29 protein-coding genes are annotated in these 24,591 nt (G+C 66.2%); 10 read left to right on the top strand and 19 right to left on the bottom strand.

What is annotated here, in order from left to right:
- Window positions 1-39: 39 nt before the first annotated feature.
- On the bottom strand, window positions 40-1,044 hold the full coding sequence (locus tag ACLV74_RS17180) for a LacI family DNA-binding transcriptional regulator (protein ID WP_411880618.1): 1,005 nt from the start codon (window positions 1,042-1,044) through the stop codon (window positions 40-42).
- A gap of 106 nt (window positions 1,045-1,150) precedes the next feature.
- Complete coding sequence (locus ACLV74_RS17175) at window positions 1,151-1,396, bottom strand: hypothetical protein (protein WP_411880617.1); 246 nt, start codon at window positions 1,394-1,396, stop codon at window positions 1,151-1,153.
- A 266-nt stretch (window positions 1,397-1,662) separates the two neighbouring features.
- Between ACLV74_RS17175 and ACLV74_RS17170 the strand changes: the two genes are divergently transcribed.
- From ACLV74_RS17170 to ACLV74_RS17140, 7 genes are all read left to right on the top strand, one after another.
- Entirely contained in the window at window positions 1,663-2,223 is a 561-nt protein-coding gene (locus tag ACLV74_RS17170) for a hypothetical protein (RefSeq protein WP_411880616.1), read from the top strand.
- A 105-nt stretch (window positions 2,224-2,328) separates the two neighbouring features.
- Window positions 2,329-2,781: a hypothetical protein gene (locus tag ACLV74_RS17165; RefSeq protein ID WP_411880615.1), complete on the top strand. Its 453-nt coding sequence runs from the start codon at window positions 2,329-2,331 to the stop codon at window positions 2,779-2,781.
- 104 nt (window positions 2,782-2,885) lie between these two features.
- Entirely contained in the window at window positions 2,886-3,890 is a 1,005-nt protein-coding gene (locus tag ACLV74_RS17160) for a transporter (protein ID WP_411880614.1), read from the top strand.
- A 52-nt stretch (window positions 3,891-3,942) separates the two neighbouring features.
- Window positions 3,943-4,290 carry a winged helix-turn-helix domain-containing protein gene (locus ACLV74_RS17155; RefSeq protein WP_411880613.1) on the top strand — a complete coding sequence of 116 codons (348 nt, stop codon included), beginning with the start codon at window positions 3,943-3,945 and terminating at the stop codon, window positions 4,288-4,290.
- Between the two features lie 174 nt (window positions 4,291-4,464).
- Window positions 4,465-5,148, top strand: a complete 684-nt coding sequence (modB, locus tag ACLV74_RS17150; protein WP_411880612.1) for a molybdate ABC transporter permease subunit — start codon at window positions 4,465-4,467, stop codon at window positions 5,146-5,148.
- Window positions 5,149-5,171: 23 nt separating this feature from the next.
- On the top strand, window positions 5,172-5,921 hold the full coding sequence (modA, locus tag ACLV74_RS17145; RefSeq protein WP_411880635.1) for a molybdate ABC transporter substrate-binding protein: 750 nt from the start codon (window positions 5,172-5,174) through the stop codon (window positions 5,919-5,921).
- Window positions 5,918-6,697, top strand: coding sequence for an ABC transporter ATP-binding protein (locus ACLV74_RS17140; RefSeq protein WP_411880611.1), 780 nt, complete (start codon window positions 5,918-5,920; stop codon window positions 6,695-6,697). The genes modA and ACLV74_RS17140 overlap by 4 nt, the downstream gene beginning before the upstream one ends.
- Window positions 6,698-6,708: 11 nt before the next feature.
- Here the strand turns inward: ACLV74_RS17140 and msrA are convergent, their stop codons facing one another.
- Window positions 6,709-7,419, bottom strand: a complete 711-nt coding sequence (gene msrA / locus ACLV74_RS17135) for a peptide-methionine (S)-S-oxide reductase MsrA (protein ID WP_411880610.1) — start codon at window positions 7,417-7,419, stop codon at window positions 6,709-6,711.
- Between the two features lie 122 nt (window positions 7,420-7,541).
- On the opposite strand from msrA, the gene ACLV74_RS17130 reads away from it, so the two are divergent.
- Window positions 7,542-7,910 carry a FlxA-like family protein gene (locus ACLV74_RS17130; RefSeq protein WP_411880609.1) on the top strand — a complete coding sequence of 123 codons (369 nt, stop codon included), beginning with the start codon at window positions 7,542-7,544 and terminating at the stop codon, window positions 7,908-7,910.
- Window positions 7,911-7,950: 40 nt separating this feature from the next.
- Here ACLV74_RS17130 and ACLV74_RS17125 read toward each other — a convergent pair whose 3' ends face one another.
- Window positions 7,951-9,177: an arabinose transporter gene (locus ACLV74_RS17125; protein ID WP_411880634.1), complete on the bottom strand. Its 1,227-nt coding sequence runs from the start codon at window positions 9,175-9,177 to the stop codon at window positions 7,951-7,953.
- Window positions 9,178-9,281: 104 nt separating this feature from the next.
- The gene (locus ACLV74_RS17120) at window positions 9,282-9,947 is read right to left on the bottom strand and encodes an O-methyltransferase (protein ID WP_411880608.1); all 666 of its coding nucleotides are present in this window, start codon (window positions 9,945-9,947) and stop codon (window positions 9,282-9,284) included.
- Between the two features lie 129 nt (window positions 9,948-10,076).
- On the opposite strand from ACLV74_RS17120, the gene ACLV74_RS17115 reads away from it, so the two are divergent.
- Window positions 10,077-10,724, top strand: coding sequence for a TetR family transcriptional regulator (locus ACLV74_RS17115; RefSeq protein WP_411880607.1), 648 nt, complete (start codon window positions 10,077-10,079; stop codon window positions 10,722-10,724).
- Between the two features lie 111 nt (window positions 10,725-10,835).
- Here ACLV74_RS17115 and paaI read toward each other — a convergent pair whose 3' ends face one another.
- Genes paaI through paaA form a run of 14 tightly spaced genes read right to left on the bottom strand, consistent with a single transcriptional unit; the run spans window position 10,836 to window position 23,522 of the window.
- Window positions 10,836-11,294, bottom strand: a complete 459-nt coding sequence (gene paaI, locus ACLV74_RS17110) for a hydroxyphenylacetyl-CoA thioesterase PaaI (RefSeq protein WP_411880606.1) — start codon at window positions 11,292-11,294, stop codon at window positions 10,836-10,838.
- Between the two features lie 44 nt (window positions 11,295-11,338).
- Window positions 11,339-12,091: an ABC transporter ATP-binding protein gene (locus ACLV74_RS17105; protein ID WP_411880605.1), complete on the bottom strand. Its 753-nt coding sequence runs from the start codon at window positions 12,089-12,091 to the stop codon at window positions 11,339-11,341.
- Window positions 12,088-12,894, bottom strand: coding sequence for an ABC transporter ATP-binding protein (locus ACLV74_RS17100; RefSeq protein ID WP_411880604.1), 807 nt, complete (start codon window positions 12,892-12,894; stop codon window positions 12,088-12,090). Before ACLV74_RS17100 ends, ACLV74_RS17105 begins: the two co-directional genes overlap by 4 nt.
- The gene (locus tag ACLV74_RS17095) at window positions 12,891-13,832 is read right to left on the bottom strand and encodes a branched-chain amino acid ABC transporter permease (protein ID WP_411880603.1); all 942 of its coding nucleotides are present in this window, start codon (window positions 13,830-13,832) and stop codon (window positions 12,891-12,893) included. The genes ACLV74_RS17100 and ACLV74_RS17095 overlap by 4 nt, the downstream gene beginning before the upstream one ends.
- A 21-nt stretch (window positions 13,833-13,853) precedes the next feature.
- The gene (locus ACLV74_RS17090; protein ID WP_411880602.1) at window positions 13,854-14,729 is read right to left on the bottom strand and encodes a branched-chain amino acid ABC transporter permease; all 876 of its coding nucleotides are present in this window, start codon (window positions 14,727-14,729) and stop codon (window positions 13,854-13,856) included.
- Between the two features lie 7 nt (window positions 14,730-14,736).
- The gene (locus ACLV74_RS17085) at window positions 14,737-15,888 is read right to left on the bottom strand and encodes an ABC transporter substrate-binding protein (protein WP_411880601.1); all 1,152 of its coding nucleotides are present in this window, start codon (window positions 15,886-15,888) and stop codon (window positions 14,737-14,739) included.
- Window positions 15,889-15,934: 46 nt separating this feature from the next.
- The gene (paaK, locus tag ACLV74_RS17080; protein WP_411880600.1) at window positions 15,935-17,254 is read right to left on the bottom strand and encodes a phenylacetate--CoA ligase PaaK; all 1,320 of its coding nucleotides are present in this window, start codon (window positions 17,252-17,254) and stop codon (window positions 15,935-15,937) included.
- Window positions 17,255-17,303: 49 nt separating this feature from the next.
- Complete coding sequence (gene paaG, locus ACLV74_RS17075) at window positions 17,304-18,101, bottom strand: 2-(1,2-epoxy-1,2-dihydrophenyl)acetyl-CoA isomerase PaaG (RefSeq protein ID WP_411880599.1); 798 nt, start codon at window positions 18,099-18,101, stop codon at window positions 17,304-17,306.
- On the bottom strand, window positions 18,098-19,777 hold the full coding sequence (gene paaN / locus ACLV74_RS17070; protein ID WP_411880598.1) for a phenylacetic acid degradation protein PaaN: 1,680 nt from the start codon (window positions 19,775-19,777) through the stop codon (window positions 18,098-18,100). The genes paaG and paaN overlap by 4 nt, the downstream gene beginning before the upstream one ends.
- A gap of 29 nt (window positions 19,778-19,806) precedes the next feature.
- Entirely contained in the window at window positions 19,807-20,898 is a 1,092-nt protein-coding gene (gene paaE / locus ACLV74_RS17065; RefSeq protein WP_411880597.1) for a 1,2-phenylacetyl-CoA epoxidase subunit PaaE, read from the bottom strand.
- A 34-nt stretch (window positions 20,899-20,932) separates the two neighbouring features.
- On the bottom strand, window positions 20,933-21,475 hold the full coding sequence (gene paaD / locus ACLV74_RS17060) for a 1,2-phenylacetyl-CoA epoxidase subunit PaaD (RefSeq protein ID WP_411880596.1): 543 nt from the start codon (window positions 21,473-21,475) through the stop codon (window positions 20,933-20,935).
- Window positions 21,472-22,221 (bottom strand): 1,2-phenylacetyl-CoA epoxidase subunit PaaC, encoded by a 750-nt coding sequence (paaC, locus tag ACLV74_RS17055; protein WP_411880595.1) that lies wholly within the window; start codon window positions 22,219-22,221, stop codon window positions 21,472-21,474. The genes paaD and paaC overlap by 4 nt, the downstream gene beginning before the upstream one ends.
- A gap of 13 nt (window positions 22,222-22,234) precedes the next feature.
- Window positions 22,235-22,525, bottom strand: coding sequence for a 1,2-phenylacetyl-CoA epoxidase subunit PaaB (paaB, locus tag ACLV74_RS17050; protein WP_411880594.1), 291 nt, complete (start codon window positions 22,523-22,525; stop codon window positions 22,235-22,237).
- 1 nt (window position 22,526) lies between these two features.
- The gene (gene paaA, locus ACLV74_RS17045; RefSeq protein WP_411880593.1) at window positions 22,527-23,522 is read right to left on the bottom strand and encodes a 1,2-phenylacetyl-CoA epoxidase subunit PaaA; all 996 of its coding nucleotides are present in this window, start codon (window positions 23,520-23,522) and stop codon (window positions 22,527-22,529) included.
- A 96-nt stretch (window positions 23,523-23,618) separates the two neighbouring features.
- Here paaA and paaX point away from each other — a divergent pair, with 96 nt between their 5' ends.
- Complete coding sequence (paaX, locus tag ACLV74_RS17040; protein ID WP_411880592.1) at window positions 23,619-24,536, top strand: phenylacetic acid degradation operon negative regulatory protein PaaX; 918 nt, start codon at window positions 23,619-23,621, stop codon at window positions 24,534-24,536.
- Window positions 24,537-24,591: the final 55 nt, after the last annotated feature.

Here is a 24,591-nt window from a genome sequence, read left to right as displayed (position 1 = left end):
AACTCCGTGGTGATGAGATGGAAAAAGTGCGGGACGGGATTACGGGGTGGCTGAAGGCGCCGCGCAGGATTCGCCTTCGCGAAACCCATAGGCCAGCGACAGGCTGCTGTCGGGTGCCAGCGCGGCCCCGCCGGTCAACGCCTGCACCAGCAGCTCGACGCTGCAGCGGCCTATGTCGGCATTGGGCTGCGTGATGGTGCTCAGCATGGGTGTGAGGTCTTCGCCGAGCGCGATACCGTCAAAGCCCACCACCGTGAGGTCGCGCGGCACCGCCAGCCCGGCCAGGTGCGCGGCGCGCAGGCTGCGGATGGCCAGCAGGTCGTTGGAGCAGACCAGGGCGCTGGGCCGGGGCCGGCGGTTTAAAAGATCCGTGATTTCGCTGACGGCGGTTTCGACAAAGGGCACTTCCAGCACCTGCGGGTCAGCCAGGCCGGCGGCCTCCATGCCTTGAAGAAAACCGCGGCAGCGCTGCTGGGCGCGGTCCGATGCGCTGAGCTGGCCGCTGACCATCGCGATGTCGCGGTGGCCCAGGCCCGCCAGCCGCTTGACGAGTTGCGCCACGGCCTGCTCGCTGTCCACCGAGATGCAGGGGTGGCCGGCGTGGCGGTTGTAGGCCAGCACATAAGGCAGTTGCGCGCCGCAAAGCCGCTGCAGGGCTTTGGAGGTCTCCGGGTTGGAGACCACCAGGATCATGCCGTCGACGTTGCCGGCCAGCAGCAGGTTGACGGCCTGCTCTTCCTGCTCGATGCGGTAGTCGGTGGTCAGCGGCAGGATGGCGTAGCCGGCGCGGGTGGCCGAGCGCGCGATGCCTTCGAGGCATTCGGCGAACACCGGGTTGAGCAAGGTGGGCAGCACCACGCCGAGTACGCGGCTGCGCTGTGTGCGCAGGGTGCGCGCGCTGGCGTTCGGCATGTAGCCGCGTTCCAGCGCCGCCTTTTCCACCAGTTCGCGGGTTTGCGGGCTGACTTTTTCGGGCGAATTGAAGACCCGCGACACCGTTGCCACCGATACGCCCGCCTGGTCCGCCACCGCCTGAATGCTCACTCGCGCTCCTCATGTAATCGTTTACATTGGAGCCGCCGAACATGACCGCCTTATGACATGCGCGCGCGATCAGGGTTTTGAAAGAACGGCTTTCGCCGTCAGGGCCTCAGAGTTCGTTGACCTGCACCGCGAGGTCGTGCAGCTTGGCTTTGCCCATGTAATAGCGGTCCAGCCGCCATTCCTTGAGGATGTCGATCGCCAGGTCGAAGTCGTCGTAGTCGAGCTGGTAAAGCTCGCCCAGTTCGAATTTCTCATCCGACTCGAGGGCGCGCACCAGGCGCGCCAGCGCGGCGGCCTCCGGCGTCGTGGGGTCTTTGGCAATCAGCTTGCGGGCTTTTTTAATCGCGTTCAAGGGTGAACTCCTGGTGGGCGGATCAATGGGCGCGCAGGAGGCTCCTGCGCGTGGCTCCGAAATTATGTCGAGCCCATGACGGCGTTGTCTATCGTGAACAGCCAAAAGTAACGAAATACCTTGATGCATATCAAGTCCCGCGGCTGTCCGGCGGCGGCGCCTCATGCGCACGAGAGCGGAAACCGCCGGCTGCGCATGTCACAGCCAGGACATCAAGCCTTCGTACGATAAACGCTTGTTTACAACATGAGTCTCGCGAGGCCCGCATGACGCTCCACCGGTCGGACAAAGCCAGGGACGAATTGGCATCCAGGAACCGGGTGCTGAATTTGCGCGAACGCAGCGCGCTGTTTCTGGCGGACGGGCTGCGCACGCATGAAGAAGTGCAGGCGCTGCTGCAGGACGACGGCGCCATCCTGCGCAAGCTCATGGCCGATGGCTACCTGTTCATCGGTGAAAGCCCCCAGGCCGCGGAATCCGCCCGCCCCGCATTCCAGAACACCGAGCCGGGAACCCTGGCGCCCGCACAGCCAGGCCCGCCAACCCAGCCGCCCGATACGGCGGCAAAGGGCGCCGACAACTTTGAGGGCAAACGCTCGCTGGCGACGACGCGGATGTTCCTGTTCGACATCTGCGAACGCATGTTCGTGCGCAAGATGCCCGCGATGGCGAACCATTACCGCGACCAGCTCCGGGAAGCCCGCACCCGCGAATCCATGGTCGCGATTGCCCGCGACATCATCCTCAACGTGGAAGAACTCGCGGGCCCGGAGCGCGCCGACGGGCTGAGGGAACGCATTGCGATGTTGCTGCCGTCCGAGCAGTGATCGGTCGGCCGGCATGACACGGTTCGCGGGAATACACGCCAGTGTCATCTTGTGCGGGCAAGATCAGTTCTTTGTCTTGCCGCCTGTTGCCACCCATCGCCCGCCATGTCCCGCTTTCCCACTTCCCTCACCCCGCGCGGCGCCATCACCCAAAAGAGCATGCAGATCCTGGCGGTGGCGGCGCTGGACGAGATGGTCACCAGCCTCGTCAAGGCCAGCCGGCTGAAACTTTCACCGCGCTTCCTGGACTGGATCGCCGACGAGGCGACGCCGCTGGTGGAACAGTCGGTCGAGCACTTCTTCCGCAATGACCGTTTTGTCGCCAGCCTGCATGCGGGCGACCCGAAAATCGCGATTTCGCTCTGGGTGCGCCACTGGGTGTGCCCGCGCATCACGGCCGGCTTCGAGCAGCTCGCGCCGCATGTGGCCGAATTCTCCGAAAGCATTCCCGCCGCGCTGACGACCGAGCCTCCCCGGCCCGCGCCGGCCGCAACGCCGCGCTACCGCTTCCCCCGGCAGTTGCAATCCATCGTCCCCGCACCGGCCGCCTGTCACTGAACTGTCATACGCAGCCAACACACTGGACGGCTGCCTTTGCATGAGGCGGCAAGCGGGACGCCGGCACCTTTCGTGCCGCCCCCTTATTTCACGCACATCCCTGAATGGACATTACTTACGGCGCCGACAGGACCGGCCTGCTCTGCGGCTACCGGTTTGAAAACGGCGCGCCCGGCGTTCCGGTGGATCTTTTGGAAGCGGCCGCCTGGCTGCAAAGCGGGGCGCCCAAGGGCAAGGCCGACTTCGTCTGGCTGCACTTCAACCTGAGCGACGCGGCGGCCGAGGCCAGCATACGCAAGCACCTGAACGCGGTGCCCGAGTTCTTCGAGGCGCTGCACGAGGGCTCGCGCTCCACGCGCATCGAGGACGCGCATGACACGCTGATTGCGGTCGTCAACGACGTGGCTTACGAGTTCGCCTTCGACCCGGCCGAGATGTCCAGCCTGTGGCTCAACGTGGCGCCGCACATGGCGCTGAGCGCGCGCTCACACCCGCTGCGCTCCATAGACAGGCTGCGCGACGCCGTCAAGAACGGCACGCCGCTGGAATCCTCCGTGTCCTTCCTCAACCACCTGCTGCGCGAGCAGGGCGACGTGCTGGTGCGCATCGTGCGCGACGCGACCGTGCAGGTCGACGTGATCGAAGACAACTTCCTGGTGGGCCGGCTGCACAACCGCCGCGCCGACCTGGGCAAGCTGCGCCGCGTGCTGGTGCGGCTGCAGCGCCTGCTGGCGCCCGAGCCCGGCGCCCTCTTCCGCCTGCTGCGCCTGCCGCCGCCCTGGGTCAGCGAGCGCGACCTGGAGGAGCTGCGCCAGGCGACCGAGGAGTTTTCGCTGACCATACGCGACATGTCCGAGCTCAAGGAACGCATCAAGCTGCTGCAGGAAGAAATCGCCGCCCAGGTGAGCGAGGAAACCAACCGCAGCGTCTTCATCCTGACCATGGTGACGGTGCTCGCGCTGCCCATCAACATCGTGGCCGGCCTGCTGGGCATGAACGTGGGCGGCGTGCCGCTGGCCGACTCGCCGCACGGCTTCATGGTGATCGTCGTGATCATCGGCCTCTTCACCGCCTTCGCGGCCTGGTACGTCTACCGGCAAAAGCAGTAGCCTGGCCCCGGGCCCCTGCCGCGCCGCGGCACGATCCTGCACAATCCCGGACATGAAACCCAAAGTCCAGTTCCGCCTGCGCATTTACCGGGACGACAGCATCGCCATCGGCCCCGGCAAGGTCGCGCTGCTGGAGGCCATCGCCGAAACCGGCTCGATCTCGGCTGCGGCGCGGCAGATCGGCATGTCCTACCGGCGCGCCTGGGTGCTGGTCGACGAAACCAACAAGGCGCTCAGTTCGCCGGCCGTGCAGACCCTGGCCGGCGGCTCGCACGGCGGCGGCACGGCCCTGACCCCGGTGGGGGAAGAGCTGGTCAAGCGTTACCGCTCCGTCGAGAACACCGCCCGCGTGGCCGCCACAGCCGACATCGCGGCGCTGACGCGGCTGCTGGCGCCCTGAGCCCCGCAGGCGCTGTATCTGTCAGTGCATAAAGCCCTTGGGGCAGCGCGCGTGGTCATCGCCGCTGCCATGAAGGCTCTCCACCAGCCCCTCTGAAATACGGGTTTACCCGGGATATACATGCCTGCCAGGGCCGAAACATCGCACCCCATGCGACAATTCCGCCATATACCCATGGACACAACGACTTCATTGCTGGCTTCAACCGACTGGTTCCCGCTGGGGCTTTCGCTCAAGGTCTCGGCCGTTGCCACGCTGCTGGCGCTGATCGCCGGCGTGGCCCTGGGCTGGGTGTTCGCGCGCAAGCGCTTTCCGGGCCGCACCGTGCTCGAAGCGGTGTTCATGCTGCCGCTGGTCTTGCCGCCCACAGTGCTGGGCTACGGCATCCTGGTGCTGGCGGGCCGGCGCAGCCCGCTGGGCGCCTGGCTGCGCGAGCACCTGGACTACACGATTATTTTCAGCTGGCACGGCGCGGTGGTGGCCTCGGCCGTGGTGGCGCTGCCGCTGGTGCTCAAGTCCGCCAGCGCGGCCTTCGCCGGGGTTGACCGCTCGCTGGAAGCGGCGGCCAGCACGCTGCGCCAGTCGCCGCTGTCCGTCTTCCTGCGCGTGACGCTGCCGCTGGCCTGGCCTGGCATCCTGGCCGGCACCCTGCTCGCGTTTGCGCGCGCCATGGGTGAATTCGGCGCGTCGCTGATGGTGGCCGGCTCCATCCCCAAACAGACACAAACCCTGTCCATGGCCATTTATGACGCGGTGCAGTCGGGCAATAACGACATGGCGCTGATGCTGGTCATCGTGACCTCCGTGATTTCCATCACCGTGCTGGTTCTGTCGAACCGGTTTTTCTCTTTACGTTGACCTCAAGGACCCGAACCATGCGCATGCGTACCTCCCGCCTCCTGGCGCTCACCATGGCCCTGGCATTGCCGCTGGCCGCGGCGGCCCAGCAGATCACGGTCTCCGCCGCGGCCAGCCTGACCGACGCCTTCAAGGAACTGGGGCCCAGGTTCGAAGCCGGCAAGCCGGGCGCCACGGTGCGCTTCAACTTCGCCGCCTCGGGCGTGCTGCTGCAGCAGATCAGCCAGGGCGCGCCGGTCGACGTCTTCGCCAGCGCCGACCAGGAAACCATGGTGCGCGCCGCCGACCAGAAACTCGTGGACACCGCCACGCGCAGGAACTTCGCCAGCAACAGCCTGGTGCTGATAGAGCCGGCCAAAGACGGCGTGGGCATCAAGAGCCTGCAGGACCTCTCCGGCCCCGCCGTCAAGAAAATTGCCGTCGGCAAGGTCGCCACCGTGCCGGTCGGCCGCTACACCAAACAGGCGCTGGACGCCGCCAGGCTGTGGACACCCCTGGAGCCCAAGTTCGTGCAGGCCGACAGCGTGCGCCAGGTGCTGGACTATGTGGGCCGCGGCGAGGTCGAGGCCGGTTTTGTCTACCGCACCGACGCCGCCGTCATGGCCGACAAGGTCAAAATCGTGCTGTCGCCCGAAGGCCATGCGCCGGTCTCCTACCCCGTGGCCGTGGTGGCGGAGAGCAAACAAAAGGCCGTCGCCCGGGACTTCGTCAACTTCCTGTCCACCGACGCCGCCCAGCAGGTGCTGGCGAAGTACGGTTTCGGCAAGCCGTGATTGACGTAGACCTGCAGTTGTCAGTCAGCGACGGGCAGCGGCGCTTCGACCTGCGCGTGGCCTTCTCGACCGACGCCCCGTTTGCCGCCCTGTACGGGCCGTCGGGGTCCGGCAAGACATTGACACTGCAGGCCATCGCGGGCTTGCTGCATCCCGCCAAAGGGCACATCCGGATAGACGGCCGCACGCTCTACGATTCGGCGGCCGGCATCCACATGCCGCCCTCGCAGCGGCGCATCGGCTACCTTTTCCAGGACTACGCGCTGTTCCCGCACCTGTCGGTGCGCAAAAACATCGAGTTCGGCCTGACCAGCTGGCGCCGCGGGCTGCCGGACAAAGACCGCGCCCAGGTGCAATCACTGCTCGACAGCTTCGACCTTGCCGCCATGGCCGACAGCCGCCCGGCGACGCTCTCCGGCGGCCAGCGGCAGCGTGTGGCGTTGGCCCGCGCGCTGGCCTGCCAGCCCCAGATCCTGCTGCTGGACGAACCCTTCGCCTCGCTGAACCCCATGCTGCGGCAGTCGCTGCGCGCGGACCTGGCCGAGGTGCGGCGCCAATGGGGCATACCGGCCCTCATGATCACGCACGACGTGGAAGATGTGCTGGAACTGGCCGACGTTGCGTTTGTCTACGGGCACGGGCAGATTGAAAAAGAAGTCAACCTGCGCACCGCCGAAAGCCGCGAATTCACGCGCGCGGAGCTGGGCGTGGAAACGCCTGCCGAAGCCCCGCTCAAACAGAAGCTGCGCCGGCTTCTGCTGGGCGGCGCACCGTAAGAGGCCGGCCTCTAGCCCGGCGGCGCGGCACCCACCAGCGCGGGCGCCGCGCGGTAGCGTTTCGGGAATACCTTCTTGAGATTGTCGAGCTTGGGAATGTCGTTTTCCAGGATGTAGGCATCGTCGGGATGACGGGTCAGGTAATTCTGGTGGTAGGCCTCGGCCGGGTAAAAAGCCTTCATGGGCTCGGTGGTGGTCACGATGGGGGCCTTGAACACCCTGGCTTTGTCCAGTTGCGCCACATAGGCCTTCGCCACCTGGAGCTGTTCCGCATTGGAAGGAAAAATCGCCGACCGGTACTGGGTGCCGGTGTCCGGGCCCTGGCGGTTCAGCTCGGTCGGGTTGTGCGCCACCGAAAAGTAGATCTGCAGGATCTGGCCGTAGCTGATTTTCGAAGGGTCATACGTGATGCGCACCGCCTCCGCATGGCCGGTGTTGCCGCCGCTGACGGCTTCGTAGTGGGCCGATTTGGCATCACCGCCCGCATAACCCGACACCGCGCCGCTGACGCCATGGACGTGCTGGAACACGCCCTGCACACCCCAGAAACAGCCGCCGGCAATCACGGCCGTTTCCGGTTTCGCGGACGGCGCCGGCGCCATGTCACGGGCGGGTGCCGGCAATACCACGGCGGTTTCGGTGGCCTGGGAAGGGACTGCGAAGCCGGCCAGGGCCGCGGCGAGGAGCGCCGCGGACGCGGCTGTTTTGAAGATTGAATGCATAAGCCGCATTCTGTCCTGTTTACGCCATGGGTGGGCGCCAGGCCACGCGGCCCCATCGCGCCTCAAGTATTTGACTGTCCTGCCGTTAACCGTGGGATGGAACTCACAACACAAGGAACAGCATGGTTGCGGCAGTGACTTCGGGCGGCGGTGCTTCGGCCGCCGGCGGCAAAAACATCGATGCGCAGATCGCCGCCCTGCAAAAGCAGTTCGGCAAAATGCAGAAGCAGATGATGGACCTGCAGCAGCAGATGGTGGACACCGGTGACCTCGAGACGAGGAAGTCGCTTCAGCTGCAGGTGCAGTCCGTCAGCGCGCAGATGCAGATGATCCAGCAGCAGATCGCCATGCTGCGAAGCCAGGATTCCGGCGGGAACGCCGCGAATGCCATGAAAAATGCGCCGCCCCTTGAGAGTGCGAAGGCGGCCGCGGAGGCCGGCGGCAAGCAACGCGACCTGATGCTGGGCAGCCTCGTCGACACGCAGGCTTGAGGCTGCGTCCCCTGGCTCCAGGCCACGTCGGTTTCAAAAATCAGGCATGCCGCATTCCCTTCGATGGCCCATCAGCCAGCAGCTTCAAGGCGACGGCCAGCGCCAGTGCGACGGTGACGGCGCCGGCCAGGTAGACGGAACTGATTCCGCGCACACCCGCTAACGCACCCGCCAGCGGACCGGTGACGCCCAGGGCAATATCCAGGAACGCCACGTACGCTCCCATCGCGAGGCTGCGGGTTTGCGGTGGGGCGCGCCGCGCCGCTTCGACGCCGAAGCCCGGGAAGGCCAGCGAATACCCGAAGCCGGTCAGTGCCGCGCCCAGATAAGCGAGGGCTGGTGTGTCGGCTCCCCAGATCAGCAGCAGCCCCACGGCTTCAATGGCGACGCTCACCAACGCGACCTGTGCACCGCCGACCTTGTCGGGTAAATGCCCGAAGAAAATCCGCGCGACGATGAAAGCAATGCCGAAGGCGGTAAATGCCAGCGATGCATCGCCCCAGTTTTCGGCGGCGAACAGAAGGGCGATAAAGGCCGCGATCAAACCGAAGCCCACGCTCGACAACGCCAATCCGATACCGGGCCACAACACGACGCTGAGCACCGTGTAAAACGGTGTTCGCCGGGTTGCCGTGGGCGGTACGGCACGAACGCCCGAGACCGCAGCCCATGCCAGCAGCGGCGTCAACACCGTGGCCGCGGCAATGCCCGCAAAGCCCCAGTGGCCGTTGACCATCACGCCGACGGGCGCGCCCAGGGAATAGGCGCCGAAGATGGCGATCCCGATCCACACCATCACCTTGCCGGTGTTCTGCGGCCCGACCAGGCCGACAGCCCAGCCCATTGCGCCGGTGGTGATCAGGCTTTCGCCGAGGGCCAGCACGATGCGCCCCAGCAGCAACAGCCACACCGCCGCCGCGGGGTCAGGGGCCCACAGTGATGCGGCGTAAGGCAGGCCCGAGGCGGCGACCAGCAGAAAGCCGGCGATGACGGCGCGCCTGGCGCCTCGCATGTCGGCAAAGTTGCCGGCCCAGGAACGCGACAGCAGCGCCGCCACAAACTGCGATCCGGTGACCGAGCCCACGACCAGCGTTCCCATGCCCAGCGTTTCGTGCAGATGAAGGGGGAGGACCGGCAACTGCATCCCCATGGCCAGGAAAGCGATGAATACCGCCAGCGTGATCGGCAGCAGCTGCAGGAAGACGCCGGCAGCGGGTGCTGGGGGGACTGCCGGGGTTGGCGGGTATGGCAATTGTTTTTGTGTCATCGCGTGTTCGCCCGGCACAGTAACCGGACCGATCCAGGCCGGCCGATGATGAAGATGTTCATGAGTGCAAATTCCAGTTTCAAAGTTGTTGGCGAAGGGCAAGCTCATCCGAGCCGCATGGACAGTTCGACGTCGTTGCCGAACTGCACCGACAGGTAGCCGCTGTCCGGTGAACGTACGCGCGCCAGGTAGTCGGGGCTGTAGCCGGCGTTGTCGGCGATGACCAGCGCGCCCGGCATGAGGCGGCTTTCCACCAGGTCCAGGACGTCGTTGTAAAGGGCCTTGGCACCGTCGAGCAGCACCAGGTCGACCGCCTCGGGAAGATCAACGCCCAGGGTCTTGAGCGCGTCGCCCTCCCGGACTTCCACCAGGTCGATCAGCCCGCCTTCGCTCAGGTGCGCTTTCGCCCCGGCGACCTTGGAGGGTTCAAACTCGCTGGTGATCAGGCGTCCGCCGCCGTTGTCCCGCAAGGCTGCCGCCAGGTGCAGGGTGGAGATACCGAAGGAGGTGCCGAACTCGACAATCGCCCGCGCTTTGGAAGACCGCGCCAGGGTGTAGAGCAGCACGCCGGTTTCCCGCGAAACCGGGAGCCAGAGGTCTTTGAGCCGCGTATAGAAGTCCAGGTAGCCGGTTTTGCTGTGCATGAGGCGCGTGCGCTCCTCGCGGGAAATACCGGCCAGCGCGGGGCTGCCGGCTGCGTCCGCCTGCTCGAACAGACGATCCAGCAAGGGGGCAAGCGGGAAATTGGTGAGGGTGTTCAGGTTGCTCATAAGGCGTCAATGCAAATGTGGGATGCCTTGCGGCAAATGGTTGAAATGCGTCGAATCCGTCGCATTTAAATGATACGATTGATCCGTCGCATTTACTATTCGCATTCCCGTGCGGACCGGACAGGCACCATGAACCGACGCCAAACTCCCCAGATCTCCTCTCGCAAACAGCCGCAACAGGCCCGCTCCACGGATCTCGTGGCGGCCATACTGCAAGCGGCTACTCAGGTTTTGGCCAAAGAGGGCGCGCAGCGCTTTACGACCGCACGCGTCGCGGAAAAGGCCGGCGTCAGCGTCGGGTCCGTCTACCAGTACTTCCCGAACAAGGCGGCGATCCTGTTCAGGCTGCAGAGCGAAGAATGGCGGCAAACCACGGACCTGCTTGCGCGCATCCTCGGTGATTTGAACGAGCCACCGTTCAAGCGGCTGCGCAGCCTGGTCCACGCCTTCATCCGCTCGGAGTGCGAAGAGGCCGGGATGCGGGTCGCGCTCAATGACGCCGCGCCGCTCTACCGCGATGCGCCCGAGGCGCGTGAAGCGCGAGCCTCCGGTGAAAAGATATTCAAGACCTTCATCAAAGAGGTGCTTCCCGGTGCCTCCCGGGAGACCTGTGCGTTGGCCAGTGACCTGATCACCACCACGCTGGGCGCCGCCGGCAAGGATTTTTCGGAAACTCCCCGCACGGCGGCAGAGATCAGGCGTTACGCCAACGCCATGGCCGACATGTTCTGCTTTTACATCGAAGGCCTTCAGCACCAGGGACAGCCAAAGCTGTGACCGTCCCTGCTTCAGCGCAATCCAGGACCATGGCCGACCTGTGCCAGGTCGGCGACAGCTCGACGACGTAGCCGCGCAGCGGGCCTGCGGAATCCGGAAGCCCTCTCTGGATCAGGGCAGGGCCGCAGGCAGCTCGACCAAAGGCTTGCCCTTGAACTGGTAAGAGCGGCCGCGGAAAATCGCCACGCGTTCGCCCTTCTGGTTGCGGATGTCCACGTCGTACACACCGGTGCGGCCGCTGCGGCTGACCTCGGCCGCGCGCGCGGTGAGCACCTCGCCGCCATACACGGGCGCGATGAAGTCGATGCCCAGCGACGAGGCCACGGTCAGCTCGTTGTAGGAATTGCAGGCGAAGGCAAAGGCCGAATCGGCCAGCACGGTGATGTAGCCGCCGTGGCAGGTGTCCAGGCCGTTGAGCATGTCGTCGCGCACGGCCATCTCCAGGTGCGCGGCACCCGGGCTGATGTGGGTGATGCGCATGCCCAGGCCGCGCGAGGCGCGGTCCCTGGCCATCATGCCGGCGGCGACGGCCTCGGCGATGTGTTGCGGCGTGAGGCTGGGCTCTGTCATGGCGTGTTCTTTCTTCTGTGGGTGTGTCAGCGGCTGCATGCCTGCTACATGCCGAGATAGGCCTGCCTGATCCTGTCGTCGCTGAGCAGTTCGCTGCCCGGGCCGGACATCACGATGCGGCCCAGCTCCATGACATAACCCTGGTCGGCGATGGACAGCGCGGCCCTGGCGTTCTGCTCCACCACCAAAATGGTGATGCCCTGGTCGCGCAGCTTGCAGATCAATTCAAAGATCTCGCGAACGATCAGCGGGGCCAGCCCCATGCTGGGTTCGTCGAGCAGCAGCAATTTGGGCGAGGCCATCAGCGCGCGCGCCATGGCCAGCATCTGCTGCTGGCCGCCCGACAGGGTGCCCGCGGGCAGCTGGCGCTTGTCTTTCAGGATGGGAAACAGCTCGTACATGGACGCCAGCGTTTGCGCCGCCTCCGCCTTGCTTCGCGTGAAGGCGCCGAGTTTCAGGTTGTCCTCGACCGTCATGGGCGCGAACACCTGCCGGCCCTCGGGCACCTGGCTGATGCCCAGGCGCACGCGCCGGCTGGCGGCCATGCGGCTGATGTCCTCCCGCATGAAGTCGATGCCGCCGCCCGCCGGCTGCACACCTGAAATGGCGCGCAGCAACGTGGTCTTTCCCGCGCCGTTGGCGCCGACCAGGGCAACCAGCTGGCCGGCATGCACAGCCAGGTCCACGCCGTGCAGGGCCTGGATGCGGCCGTAGTGGCTGGTCAGCGCCTTGACCGACAGCAAGGGTTGGGCCTGGGGAAGATGAGGCACGGGAAGCGGGGCCACCGTCATTTTCATGCGGCCGCCTTCCCGGCCTGGGCCGATACAGGCGCCTGCTCTTGCACTTCGGCACCCAGGTAGGCGGCGATCACCTCGGGGTGGGAGCGCATCTGCTCCGGCGTGCCTTCGGCGAGTTTCTTGCCGTAGTTCAGCACGGTGATGGTGTCGGAGACGCGCATCACCAGCGGCATGTCGTGCTCGACCAGCAGCACCGTCAAGCCCTGGTCGGCCAGGCGGCGTATCAGCTGGCCGACCTCCGCCGTTTCGGTCGGGTTGAGGCCGGCCGCGGGTTCGTCCATCAACACCATGCGCGGCCGCGTCATGAGCGCGCGCGCGATCTCCAGCCGCTTGAGCGCGCCGTAAGGCATCTGGCTTGCGTGCGCATCGGCATAGGCCGCGACGCCGACCTGGGCCATGGCCGCCAGCGCTTCCGCGCGGCAGGCCCGGTCGGCCGCGCGCAGGCGCGGCAAGGAGAGCAGCCCCGCCAGCAGGCCGGTGTTCTGCCGCAGGTGGGCGCCGACCATGACGTTCTCCACAGCGCTCATGTTCATGCACACCTGCAGGTTCTGGAAGGTGCGCGCCATGCCGTAGCCGGGCAGCTTCTGCGGCGCCAGGCCCGTGATGTCGCGCGACTCGAAGGCCACCCGGCCCGAGGTCGGGATGTACATGCCGGTGATGAGGTTGATCAGCGTGGTCTTGCCCGCGCCGTTGGGGCCTATCAGCGAATGGACCGTGCCCTGGCGCACGCCGAAACTCATGTCCTGCACCGCGCGCAGGCCGCCGAACACCTTGTTCAGCGATGTCACTTCCAGCAGGTTCATGCGTTCCCCCTGCGCAGCCTGGCGCGCAAGGTGGGCACCACGCCCTTGGGCAGGAAGATCATGCTGGCCATCAGCACCAGGCCGAAGGCCACGGTCTCCCAGCCCTCCAGCGTGGAGAGGAATTGCGGCAGCAGCGTGAGCAGCACGGCGCCCACGATGGAGCCGAACACGGAGGCCATGCCGCCCAGCACCACCATGGTCACCAGCTCTATCGAATGCTGGAAGCCGGCGATGCCCGGCGTGATGAAGCCGACGTAGTGGGCGCTCAGGCTGCCCATGACGCTGGCCACGACGGCCGACAGCACGAACACGCGTATCTTCATCGCCGTCACGTCCACGCCCACCGCGAAGGCGGCGATCTCCGAACCATGGATGGCTTGCAGCGCTCGCCCGCCGGGCGCGTTGATCAGGTTGACGGCCGCCCAGGCCATGAGCAGCAGCACGGCCGCGCACACCGCGTACCAGCTCTTCTCGCCGCTGACCTCCCAGCCGAACAGGACCAGGGCCGGCACCGGCATGCCGTCGGGCCCGCCGGTGAAGGCGGCTTCATTGGTCAGCACGATCATGATGATGATGCCCAGCCCCAAAGTCGCCATGGCCAGGTAGTGGCCTTTGAGGCGCAGCACGGGGCGGGCCACCAGCACGGCCAGCACGGCCGTCGCGCCGGCCGCCGCCAGCAAGGCCAGCGCGGAAGGCCAGCCGTAGCGCGAGGTCAGGATGGCCGAAGCGTAAGCCCCGAGGCCGAAGAAACCCGCGTGCCCCAGGCTGATCTGCCCGGTGTAGCCGATCAGCAGGTTCAGGCCTATGGCGACCACCGCGTTGATGGCGATGCGGATCGCGACGTCGTAGTAAAACGTGTTGGGCAAGACCAGCGGCAGGCACAGCAGCACGGCCGCCAGCAGCAGCAGGCCCAGCGTGGAAGAAGAAAGGTTTTTCATGCGATGTTTTTTTAGCCGGCCTCAGACCCGGTCCGTCGTTTTGGCGCCGAACAAACCGCTGGGCATGAAGAAGAGCACCAGCAGGATCAGCACGAAGGGCATGGCGTCCTTGTAGGCGGACGAGATGTAGCCGGCCGTCATTGCTTCGAGCAGCCCGAGCAGCAGGCCGCCCACCACCGCACCCGTGGCGCTGCCCAGGCCGCCCAGCGTGGCGGCGACAAAGCCCTTGAGGCCCAGCATGATGCCCACGTCGTACGATGTGTAGGTGATGGGGGCCAGCAGGATGCCGCCCAGGGCGCCCAGCGCGCCCGAGAGCACGAAGGACAGCAGCAGGACGGACCTGGTGTTGATGCCCACCAGCTCGGCCGCCAGCATGTTGTGCGAGGTGCCCAGCATGGCCTTGCCCTGGCGGGTGTAGCCGAAGAACCAGCCCAGCGCCGCCACCACCAACGCCGCCACGCCCAGCACCCACAGGCTTTGCGGCAGCAAGGTGGCGCCGGCGATCACGAAAGGCTTCTCGCCCGAGAAAGCGCCCAGCGCGTGCGTGCCCTTGCCCAGCAAGACCTGCACCAGGCCGCGCACCACCAGCGAGGCGCCTATGGTGATGATGATGAGCGGCACCACGTCGGCGCGGCCCGCGGGCTCGATGGCGAATTTCTCGATCAGCGCGCCGACGGCGCCGGCGACCGCGATGGCCAGCACGATGGACACCGGCAACGGAATGCCCAGGCCCGTCAGCGCGACGGCGGCCATGCCGCCCAGCATGATGAACTCGCCCTGGGCAAAGTTGATCACCCGGCTCGCGTTGTAGATGATGGCGAAGCCCAGCGCCGCGAGCGCGTAGGTCGCGCCCACGGTCAGGCCCGAGAACAGGAACTGCAGGAAGCCGGTGAGCATGGCGTATTTACTTCAGCAGCGACCAGCCGCCGTTCTTGACTTCCACCATCCGGAAGGCGCTCAGGTCCAGGCCCATGTGGTCGGTGGCCGACATGTTGAACTGGCCGGTGGTGCCCATGAAGCCCCGGGTTTTTTCGAGCGCGTTGCGCACGGCTTCCTTGTTGGTGCCGCCCGCCGCCTTGATGGCGTGCACGCCCAGCATCAGCGCGTCCAGCGCGTAGCCGCCGAAGGTGGAGGGCTCGTCCTTGTACTGCTTCCAGTAGGTCGCGGCATAGCTGGTGACGAGAGGCCGTTGCGGGTCGTTGGGCGCCAGCGAATTGGCGACCAGCAGCGCGGGCGACGGCATGCGCACGCCTTCGGCGGCGGGGCCGGCGAGCTTGAGGAACTCGTTGGACGCGACGCCGTGCGACTGGTACAGCGGCAGCTTCATGCCCAGCTGGGCGGCGTTCTTGGTGACGACCGCGGGCCCCTGCCCCAGGCCGAAGACCAGCAGGGCCTGGATGCCGGCAACACCGCGGATCTTGGTGAGCTGCGCGGTGGTGTCGGTGTCTTTCGGGCCGTAGGTTTCATCGGCCACCAGGGTGATGCCGTACTTCTGCGCCACGAGTTTGGTTTCTTTCGCGCCGGACTGGCCGAAGCCGCTGGTCTCGCTGAGCAGGCCGACCTTGGTGAAGCCGCGCTTTTTCATGTCCTCAAAAACCTTCTCGGCGGCCATGCGGTCGGTGTGCGGCGTCTTGAAGATCCATTTCTTGACCGGCTCCACCACCACGACGGCGCCGGACAGCGAGATCAGCGGAATGCCGGCTTTTTCCACCAGCGGCGCCATGGCCATGGTGGCGCCCGTGGTGGTGCCCGCGATCAGGAAGTCCACCTTGTCGTCGTCGATCAGGCGCTTGGTGAAGCCGTTGGCCTTGCCGGCTTCCGAGGCGTCGTCGTAGTGGACCAGCTCCAGCTTGCGCCCCAGCACGCCGCCGTCCTGGTTGAGTTGTGCGATGTAGGTCTGCAGGGTCTTGAGCTGCGGGTCGCCCAGGTAGCCGGCGGGCCCGGTGGTGGACAGGACCGCGCCTATGCGGATGGGGTCCTTGTTCTGCGCGGCGGCAGGCAGGGCCAGCGCGGCGGTCCACACGGCGGCCAGGGCGATCAGGGTGCGTTTTTTCATGTTTGTCTCCTCAGGTTAAAAATGGCAAGGCGGGAATCAGTCTTGGTCAGTTTTTGGGCCGCTTGTCGATGACGCGGCGCGACTTGCCGGTCAGGGTGCGTTCGATGGAATCGGGCCCAAGCACCGTGACCCGGGTGCTGATGCCCACCATGGTCTTGATGCGCTGCTGCAGCCAGCGGCTGATGTCGGCCACCTCGCTGGAGGGCATGGCCGCTTCGGCGGGCTGCAGCTCCGTCAGCACCTCGACTTCGTCCAGGTTGCCGTCGCGCGTGACCAGCAGCTGGTACAGCGGCGAGAGCTTGCCGTGCTTGAGCACCAGCTCCTCGATCTGCGTGGGGAACACGTTCACGCCGCGGATGATCAACATGTCGTCCGAGCGGCCCACGATCTTGCCCATGCGGCGGAAGGCGCGCGACGTGGGCGGCAGCAAACGCGTCAGGTCGCGCGTGCGGTAGCGGATCACCGGAAAGGCTTCCTTGGTGAGCGAGGTGAAGACCAGCTCGCCCTCCTCGCCGTCGGGCAGCAGTTCGCCGGTTTCGGGGTGGACGATCTCGGGGTAGAAGTGGTCTTCCCAGATCACCGGGCCGTCCTTGGATTCGATGCATTCGCTGGCCACGCCCGGCCCCATGACTTCGGAGAGGCCATAGATGTCGACGGCGTCTATGCCCGCGTTGGTCTCGATCTCGCGGCGCATGGCTTCCGTCCACGGTTCCGCGCCGAAGATGCCGATCTGCAGCGAGGTGCTGCGCGGGTCCACGCCCTGGCGCACGAACTCTTCGACGATGACCTGCATGTAGGAGGGCGTGACCATGATGATGCGGGGCTTGAAGTCCTGGATCAGCTGGACCTGCTTTTCGGTCTGCCCGCCCGACATCGGGATCACGGTGCAGCCCAGGCGCTCGGCGCCGTAATGCGCGCCCAGCCCGCCGGTGAACAGGCCGTAGCCGTAGGCGACGTGCAGCATGTCGCCGGCGCGCCCGCCCGCGGCGCGTATCGAGCGGGCGACCAGGTCGGCCCAGCGATCGATGTCGCCGGCGGTGTAGCCCACCACCGTGGGTTTGCCGGTGGTGCCCGACGAGGCATGGATGCGCGAGACCTGCGACTGCGGCACGGCGAACATGCCGAAGGGGTAGTTGTCGCGCAGGTCCTTCTTGGTGGTGAAGGGAAACTTCGCGAGGTCCTTGAGTTCCTTGAGGTCGTCCGGGTGCACGCCCTTGGCGTCAAAGGCCTTGCGGTAGTGCGGCACGTTTTCGTAAACGCGGTTCAGCGTGTCCTTGAGGCGCCGCACCTGCAAGGCGGTGATCTCGTCGCGGCTGGCCCGCTCTATCGGGTCCAGCAGGTCGGTGGGCGTGGTGTGGGCGGGCATCGCTTGTCTCCGTTTTTATTGATGTGTTGCATCCGGCCGGTTGGCGGCGCTAAGGCCCCGCGAACTTCGGCGCTCGTTTTTCCGTGAAGGCGCTCACGCCTTCGGCATAGTCCCGGCTGTAGCCCAACTCGCGCTGGAAGTCGCGTTCGAGGTCCAGCTGCTGGTCCAGCGTGTGGCCGGCTGCGGCGTCGATCGCCTGTTTGGTGCGGGCCAGGCCCAGTGTCGGGCCGGCGGCCAGTTTGCGCGCGACGGCATCGACCTCGGCCTCGAAATCAGCAGCGGGCACGCATTTCCAGATCAGCCCCCAGTCCGCCGCCTGCCGCGCGCCCAGCGCGTCGCCCAGCAGGGCCAGGCCCAGCGCACGCGCGCGGCCCACCAGCTGGGGCAAGGCCCAGGTCCCGCCGGCATCGGGCACCAGGCCCAACTTGCAAAAGGGCTGGATAAAGCTGGCGCTCTCCACGGCGATCACCACGTCGCAGGCCAACGCGATGTTGGCGCCCGCGCCAGCGGCCACGCCGTTGACCGCGCAGACCACGGGCTTGGGCATGGCGCGCAGGCGGCGCACCAGCGGCGCGTAATACTTTTCAATCGATTCGCCGAGGTCGGGCCTGGCCGCGCCGGCGCCGGCCGAAACGGCGCGGTCGCCCAGGTCCTGGCCGGCGCAGAACGCCCTGCCCGCACCTGTCAGCACCAGGGCGCGCACCTGCGGATCCGCCGCGGCGGCGTCCAGCGCGTGCTGCATCTCCAGGTGCATGGCGGCGGTGAAGCTGTTGAGCTTGCCGGGGCGGTTGAAAGTCAGGCGCGCCAGTCCCTCATCGACGGTGTAGGTGATGTCCTGGTAGCTCATGCAGGTTCCGGGGCCTGGATATGAAAGCGCCGCTGCACGACACGGAAGCGGTTGGCCACAAAGGCCGAGTCGGTGTAGGAAGCGTTTGCCGACGGGTTGCCGCCCGTGCCGTGGAAGTCCGAAAAACCCGCCGACTGGTTGACGAAGATGTTGCTGGTCAGGTTGATGGACAGCGCCACCTTGCCGCGCCAGGTCGCCTGCACCATGGCGTCCAGCACCTCGGGGCGCGTGGAGTAAATGCCCGCCGTCAGCGCGCCGTGCTCGCGCACGATGCGCTCGGACAGCGCAATCGCCGCCTGCGCATCGGCGGCGCGCACCACAAAGCTGATAGGGCCGAAGCGCTCTTGCATATAGGCTTTTTCATCGCTCGCGTCGCACTTGAGCAGCGTGGGCGTGCGGACCCGGGCATCGGGGAATTCAGGGTTGGCCAGCTTGCGGGAAGGCAGGACCACTTCGGCGTAGTGCGGCGACTCGTCAATGCGCCGCAGCGTGGCGTCCGACTGGATGGCGCCCAGCACGGCGATGGCGATTTTGGGGTCGGACACAAAGTCGGACATCGCAGCGCCCAGGTCGGCCGCGACCTCGTCGAAAGTCTTGTGCCCTTCGTCGGTATCAATCCCACCCGCGGGAACAATGAGGGCCTGCGTCGTGGTGCACATCTGGCCCGAGTACAGCGACAGCGTGAAAGCCAGGTTCTTGAGCATGGCGCGGTAGGCGTCGGTGGATTCGATCACCACGTTGTTGACGCCGGCCAGCTCGGCATACACCTGCGCCTGCTTGCAGTTCTCCATCAGCCAGGCGCCGAACTGGTTGCTGCCGGTGAAGTCCACCGACTTCACGTCCGCGTGGGTGGCCAGTAGCTGGGTGGCGCTGCGCTCGGGTGTCACAGCCAGGCTGATGAGGTTGGGGTCCATGCCCATTTCGGCCAGTACCTGGCGTATCACCGCCACCGTGATGGCGGCCGGCAGGATGGCATTTTCGTGCGGCTTGACGATCACCGGGTTGCCGGTGGCCAGCGCGGCAAACACGCCCGGGTAGGTGTTCCAGGTCGGGAAGGTGCCGCAGCCGATCACCAGCGCCACGCCGCGCCCGACGATCTCGAAATGCTTTTGCATGCGCAGCGGCGCGTTCTTGCCCTGCGGCTTTTCCCACACCACTTCGCGCGGGATGGCGGCCTGCTCGCGCCAGGCGGCCGCCACCGCTTCCAGGCCGCGGTCCTGGGCGTGGGGCCCGCCCGCCTGGAAGGCCATCATCCAGCCCTGGCCCGTCGTCATCATGACGGCGTGGCTGATCTCGAAGCTGCGCTTGTTCAGGCGCTCCAGCGCTTCCATCAGGATGCCGGTGCGCCCTTCGGCGCCCAGGGCGCCCCAGGCGGGCATCGCGGCGAGCGCCGCATCCACCAGGGCCTGCGGGTCGCAGACCGGGTAGCTGACATTCAAGGGGGCGCCGTAGGGCGACATCTCGCCGGCGTGCACGCCGGTCTGCCCCGGCTGGCCCAGTTCAAACACTTTTCCGAGCAAGGCATCGAAGGCCTGCTTGCCGTCCGCGGCGGCGGACTCACCGTACACCCTGGGGCTGGGCTGTTCGCTGTAGGGGCTCCAGAAGCCGCGCGTGGCGAGGGCTTGCACGGCCTGGGCTAGCAGGGGTTGGTGTTTTTCGAACAGGGATTGGCTCATGAGGTCTTTAAAGGGTTGGTAATAGTGGGTCAGATGTGCGCATGGTCTTCGTCGAAGTCGATGACCAGCTTGTCGGTGACGGGATAGCTCTGGCAGCACAGCACGAAGCCGCGCGCGACTTCATAGTCTTCCAGCGCGAAGTTGATGTCCATGTCGACCTCGCCCTGGACCACTTTGGCGCGGCAGGTCGAGCAGACGCCGCCCTTGCAGGAATAAGGCATCTCCAGCCCGGCCTTGAGCCCCGCGTCGACGAGGTTGTCCTGGTTCTTCTTCATCGTGAAGCTGCGCCGCGTGCCGTCCAGCACGATCTCGACTTCGCACGTGTCGTGGCCCTGCACCGTCGGGCGCGGCACGCGTGCCGCGCCGGCCGGGGTGCTGGTGCCGAACAGCTCGATCTTGATGCGCGACTTCTCCACGCCCTGGTCCTGCAGCGCTTTCGAGGCGGCCAGCATCATGTCTTCGGGGCCGCAGATGAAGGCGGCGTCGATGCCGGCCGGGTCTATCCAGTGGGTCAGCAGCTGGCTGCACTTGTCGTAATCGATGCGGCCGCTGAAAAGGGGAATCTCCTGCGACTCGCGGCTCATGATCCACACCAGGTTGAAGCGCCCCAGGTAGAGGTCCTTCAGGTCTTCGAGTTCTTCCTTGAACATGACGCCGCTGGACGAGCGGTTGCCGTAGACCAGGGTCACGCTGGTGAGTGGCTCGGCCAGCAGCGTGGTCTTGATGATGGACAGGACGGGCGTGATGCCGCTGCCCGAGGCAAAGGCCACGATGTGGCGGGCCGATTGCGGCGCCAGCGGAATGTTGAAATGACCTTGCGGCGGCATCACGTCGATGCGCATCCCCGGCAGCAGGGTTTCGGCGGCCCAATTGGAAAACGCGCCGCCCGCGACACGCTTGATGGCCACGCGCAGGCGCTTGTCCTGCACGGCCGAGCAGATGGAATAGGAGCGGCGCAGTTCCTGCCCGTCTATGTCCGTGCGCAGCGTCAGGTACTGGCCCTGCGCATAGGCAAACGCCTCGTTCAGGTGCTCAGGCACGTCGAAGCAGACGGCCACCGCGTCCCGCGTGACGGGCCGGACCTCGCGGATGCTCAGTGAATGGAATTGGGGTGATGCCACGGTGTTCAGTATGTTGGGTTCAGCACGCTTGGGTTCAGTGCGGTTTGAAATAGTCGAAGGGCTCCAGGCAGTCGCTGCACTGGTAGAGCGCCTTGCAGGCGGTGGAGCCGAACTGGGACAGCAAGCGCGTTTTGCGCGAAGCGCACCGGGGGCAAGGTACGGCGGCGCGATGCGGCATGAGGGCGGTGATGTCTATGACCTGGCCGCCGGCACCGGAGGCGCGATGCACCGGGGGCGCAATGCCGTAGTCGCGCAAGGCATCGCGGCCTCTGGGCGTCATCCAGTCCGTCGTCCAGGCGGGCGAGAGCTGCGTGCGCACCTCCACCTCGCCAAGGCCGCGATCGCGCAGCGCGTCGCGGATGGACGCGGCGATCACTTCGGTCGCGGGGCAGCCGGAATAGGTGGGCGTGACGATGACAGCCCAATCCGCGCTGTCGGCCCGCCACTGCACGTCGCGCACGATGCCGAGGTCGACCACCGAGACCACGGGCACTTCGGGGTCCATCACCTCGCCCAGCCACGCGAAGATTTTTTCGCGAGTGGCGGGCTCGGTGCGCGGCAAGGCGGCGGCGCTCACCACTGCGCTCCCGGGTAGGTGCGCTGCACGAACTGCAGCGAGGTGAGCAGGTGGCCCAGGTGTTCCGAATGTGTGCCCTGCTTGCCGCCGCGCTGGTGGCCGGTGTAAGCCGGCATGGCCAGCGTTGCGCGGTCCAGCACGGCCTGCACGGTGGCGCGCCAGGGCGCGGCCAGGCTGGGCGCCGCGGGGGCGATCCCCTCAGCCGCGCATTGCGCATCGACGGCGTCGGACTCGAACCATTCCTGGGTGTAGGGCCAGAGCTGGTTCACCGCGTCCTGCATGCGCTGGTGGCTCAATGCGGTGCCGTCGCCCAGCGCGATCATGAGGCCCGCGCTGCGCTCGACGTGGTAGCGCACTTCCTTCACGGCCTTCTGTGCGATGTCGGCGATGCGCGCATCGCTGGACCGGCTCAGCCCCGCCAGCAGCTGCTGGTGCCAGGCGTCAAACAGGAACTGGCGCGCCACGGTGTTGCCGTAGTGGCCGTTGGGTTGCTCGACCAGCAGCAGGTTGCGAAAGTCCGGGCCGTCGCGGCCATAGGCCAGCGCGTCTTCGTCGCGGCCGCGGCCTTCGACCTCACCCGCATAGGAGAGCCACAGCCGGGCCTGGCCCAGCAGGTCCAGCGCCACGTTGGTCAGCGCCAGGTCTTCCTCCAGCGCCGGCCCGTGGCCGCACCAGGCGGCGAGCTGCTGGGACAGCACCAGGGCGTTGTCGCCCAGGCGAAGCAGGTATTCAAACTTGGCGTCCATGCGGGTCACGGCCTCAGAGGTTCTTCACGCCGTCGGGCGTCGGGTAGAAGGTCGGGTGGCGGTAGGTTTTGGTCTGCGCCGGGTCGAACAGGGCTTCCTTGTCGCCGGGGCTGCTGGCGATGATGTCGCCGGCGCGCACCACCCAGATGCTCACGCCTTCATTGCGCCGGGTGTAGACGTCGCGCGCATGCTGCACCGCGCTGGCGCCGTCGACGGCGTGCAGGCTGCCCACGTGCTTGTGGGCCAGGCCGTGCTGGCTGCGGATGAAGACTTCCCACAGCGGCCATTCATGGTTCTGTGTCATGTCAGGCGGCCTCTTGCTGGTGGGCGGCTTCCTGCTTGGCCGCATGCGCGCCCAGGGCTTCACGGAACCAGGCGCCGTCGTTCCAGGCCTTGTTGCGCGCGGCGAGGCGCTCTTCGTTGCAGGGGCCCTTGCCTTTGACGACCGCAAAAAATTCTTCCCAGTCGATCTCGCTGTAGTCGTAATGGCCGCGCGCCTCGTTCCACTTGAGGTTGGGGTCCGGCAGCTCCAGGCCCAGGAATTCGATCTGCGGCACCGTCTGGTCGATGAAGCGCTGGCGCAGTTCGTCGTTGCTGTTCTGCTTGATCTTCCAGGCCATGGACTGGGCGCTGTTGGCCGACTGTTCGTCGGCCGGGCCGTGCATGGCCAGCGACGGCTCCCACCAGCGGTTGAGCGCATCCTGCGCCATGGCTTTTTGCGCCGGCGTTCCCCGGCACAGCGTCACCATGATGTCGAAGCCCTGGCGCTGGTGAAAAGACTCTTCCTTGCAGACACGCACCATGGCGCGCGCATAGGGGCCGTAGGAGCAACGGCACAGCGGTATCTGGTTGACGATGGCCGAGCCGTCGACCAGCCAGCCGATGGCGCCTATGTCGGCCCAGGTCAGCGTGGGGTAGTTGAAGATGCTGGAGTACTTGGCCTTGCCCGAGAGCAGGTCGAGGTAGGTCTGGTCGCGCGTCACGCCCAGCGTTTCCACCGCGCTGTACAGGTAGAGCCCGTGGCCGGCCTCGTCCTGCACCTTGGCCATGAGGATGGCCTTGCGCTTGAGCGTGGGCGCGCGGGTGATCCAGTTGGACTCGGGCAGCATGCCCACGTATTCGGAATGCGCGTGCTGCGAGATCTGTCGGACCAGGGTTTTGCGGTAGGCCTCGGGCATCCAGTCCTTGGCTTCCGTCTTGATGCCCGCGTTGATTTTTTCCTGGAAGGCGCGCTCCTGCGGTTCCATCTCGTCAAGGGTCTTGACGGCCTTTGCGCCCGTATCCACCAATTGTGCGTACATGCCTGTCTCCGTTTTTCGTGGGCTGAATGGTCGGATGTTAGTGATACAAAATGACTCATACAATCAGGTTTTGTGTATCACTTCTGGACAAGTGCCGTGCGCGCCAGGATTTCAAACGACCAGATTTCAGCCAGGATCGCCCGCGTGCGGCGCGGCCTGGTGCTGCGCGCCAATTCGCTGCTGATCACGATTTACGGCGACGCCATCGCGCCGCGCCGGCAGGCGGTCTGGCTGGGCAGCCTGATCACCTTGATGGAGCTGTTCGGGCTGTCGTCCCGGCTGGTGCGCACCAGCGCCTTCCGGCTTTCCGCGGACGACTGGTTCACGGCGACGCGCATAGGCCGGCGCAGCTTCTACGGCTTGTCCGACACCGGCCTGCAACGTGTGCAGCATGCCGACAGGCGCATCTACGAATTCGACCTGCCGGCCTGGGACGGCCACTGGACGCTGGCGCTGCTGGACCTGAAGATGCGGGCCAGCGCGCGCCAGCATTTGCGGCGCGAGCTGCTGTGGGAGGGCTTCGGGCAGGTGCTGCCCAACCTGTATGCCCATCCCCATGCGGACCCGCTGTCGCTCAAGGAGATCCTCAAGGCGGCGCAGGCCGAAGACCAGGTGGCCGTGCTGCAGGCGTCGAGCATCGAGGGCTATTCACGCAAGCCCTTGCAGGCCATCATGCTGGACACCTTCAAGCTGATGGAGGTGGAGCTGGCCTGGAAGCAGTTCATCGCGCGCTTCGCACCGGTGGTGGAATACCTGGCGGACCTGAGCCAGGCCGAGGCTTTTTTTGTGCGCACGCTGTTGATCCACGAATACCGCCGCGTGCTGCTGCGCGACCCGAATTTGCCCGAAGCCCTGCTGCCTGCGGGCTGGCCGGGCATACAGGCCAGGGCGCTGTGCGAGACGCTTTACCGCGGTTTGCTGAACAACAGCGAAAGCTTTCTGCATACGCTGGTGGAGACGCCGGAAGGCCCGCTGATGGCAACGCCTTTGTCGGTCTCGCTGAGGCTGGCCTGAGACCATGCGGCGTTTGGGCGATCTGCCCGGATAATCCACGCGCAAGACCCCAACC

The organism is Polaromonas sp. YR568 (assembly GCF_943369415.1).
In the GTDB taxonomy this organism is placed as follows: domain Bacteria; phylum Pseudomonadota; class Gammaproteobacteria; order Burkholderiales; family Burkholderiaceae_C; genus Polaromonas.
The sequence above is the reverse complement of the archived record's forward strand: the minus strand, read 5'-3'. Positions and strand labels throughout refer to the sequence as shown.

What these genes read in the sequence shown, in the direction of transcription:
- paaN (WP_411880598.1), bottom strand. Translation starts at nt 19,777, where the DNA reads ATGAGCCAATCCCTGTTCGAAAAACACCAACCCCTGCTAGCCCAGGCC.
- modA (WP_411880635.1), top strand. Translation starts at nt 5,172, where the DNA reads ATGCGTACCTCCCGCCTCCTGGCGCTCACCATGGCCCTGGCATTGCCG.
- paaA (WP_411880593.1), bottom strand. Translation starts at nt 23,522, where the DNA reads ATGTACGCACAATTGGTGGATACGGGCGCAAAGGCCGTCAAGACCCTT.
- modB (WP_411880612.1), top strand. Translation starts at nt 4,465, where the DNA reads ATGGACACAACGACTTCATTGCTGGCTTCAACCGACTGGTTCCCGCTG.
- ACLV74_RS17105 (WP_411880605.1), bottom strand. Translation starts at nt 12,091, where the DNA reads ATGAAAATGACGGTGGCCCCGCTTCCCGTGCCTCATCTTCCCCAGGCC.
- ACLV74_RS17095 (WP_411880603.1), bottom strand. Translation starts at nt 13,832, where the DNA reads ATGAAAAACCTTTCTTCTTCCACGCTGGGCCTGCTGCTGCTGGCGGCC.
- paaC (WP_411880595.1), bottom strand. Translation starts at nt 22,221, where the DNA reads ATGGACGCCAAGTTTGAATACCTGCTTCGCCTGGGCGACAACGCCCTG.
- paaG (WP_411880599.1), bottom strand. Translation starts at nt 18,101, where the DNA reads ATGAGCTACCAGGACATCACCTACACCGTCGATGAGGGACTGGCGCGC.
- paaB (WP_411880594.1), bottom strand. Translation starts at nt 22,525, where the DNA reads ATGACACAGAACCATGAATGGCCGCTGTGGGAAGTCTTCATCCGCAGC.
- paaK (WP_411880600.1), bottom strand. Translation starts at nt 17,254, where the DNA reads ATGCCCGCCCACACCACGCCCACCGACCTGCTGGACCCGATAGAGCGG.
- msrA (WP_411880610.1), bottom strand. Translation starts at nt 7,419, where the DNA reads ATGCATTCAATCTTCAAAACAGCCGCGTCCGCGGCGCTCCTCGCCGCG.
- ACLV74_RS17115 (WP_411880607.1), top strand. Translation starts at nt 10,077, where the DNA reads ATGAACCGACGCCAAACTCCCCAGATCTCCTCTCGCAAACAGCCGCAA.
- ACLV74_RS17090 (WP_411880602.1), bottom strand. Translation starts at nt 14,729, where the DNA reads ATGCTCACCGGCTTCCTGCAGTTCCTGTTCTCGGGCCTGACCGTGGGC.
- ACLV74_RS17120 (WP_411880608.1), bottom strand. Translation starts at nt 9,947, where the DNA reads ATGAGCAACCTGAACACCCTCACCAATTTCCCGCTTGCCCCCTTGCTG.
- ACLV74_RS17170 (WP_411880616.1), top strand. Translation starts at nt 1,663, where the DNA reads ATGACGCTCCACCGGTCGGACAAAGCCAGGGACGAATTGGCATCCAGG.
- ACLV74_RS17130 (WP_411880609.1), top strand. Translation starts at nt 7,542, where the DNA reads ATGGTTGCGGCAGTGACTTCGGGCGGCGGTGCTTCGGCCGCCGGCGGC.
- paaI (WP_411880606.1), bottom strand. Translation starts at nt 11,294, where the DNA reads ATGACAGAGCCCAGCCTCACGCCGCAACACATCGCCGAGGCCGTCGCC.
- ACLV74_RS17125 (WP_411880634.1), bottom strand. Translation starts at nt 9,177, where the DNA reads ATGACACAAAAACAATTGCCATACCCGCCAACCCCGGCAGTCCCCCCA.
- ACLV74_RS17160 (WP_411880614.1), top strand. Translation starts at nt 2,886, where the DNA reads ATGGACATTACTTACGGCGCCGACAGGACCGGCCTGCTCTGCGGCTAC.
- ACLV74_RS17155 (WP_411880613.1), top strand. Translation starts at nt 3,943, where the DNA reads ATGAAACCCAAAGTCCAGTTCCGCCTGCGCATTTACCGGGACGACAGC.
- ACLV74_RS17165 (WP_411880615.1), top strand. Translation starts at nt 2,329, where the DNA reads ATGTCCCGCTTTCCCACTTCCCTCACCCCGCGCGGCGCCATCACCCAA.
- ACLV74_RS17085 (WP_411880601.1), bottom strand. Translation starts at nt 15,888, where the DNA reads ATGAAAAAACGCACCCTGATCGCCCTGGCCGCCGTGTGGACCGCCGCG.
- ACLV74_RS17100 (WP_411880604.1), bottom strand. Translation starts at nt 12,894, where the DNA reads ATGAACCTGCTGGAAGTGACATCGCTGAACAAGGTGTTCGGCGGCCTG.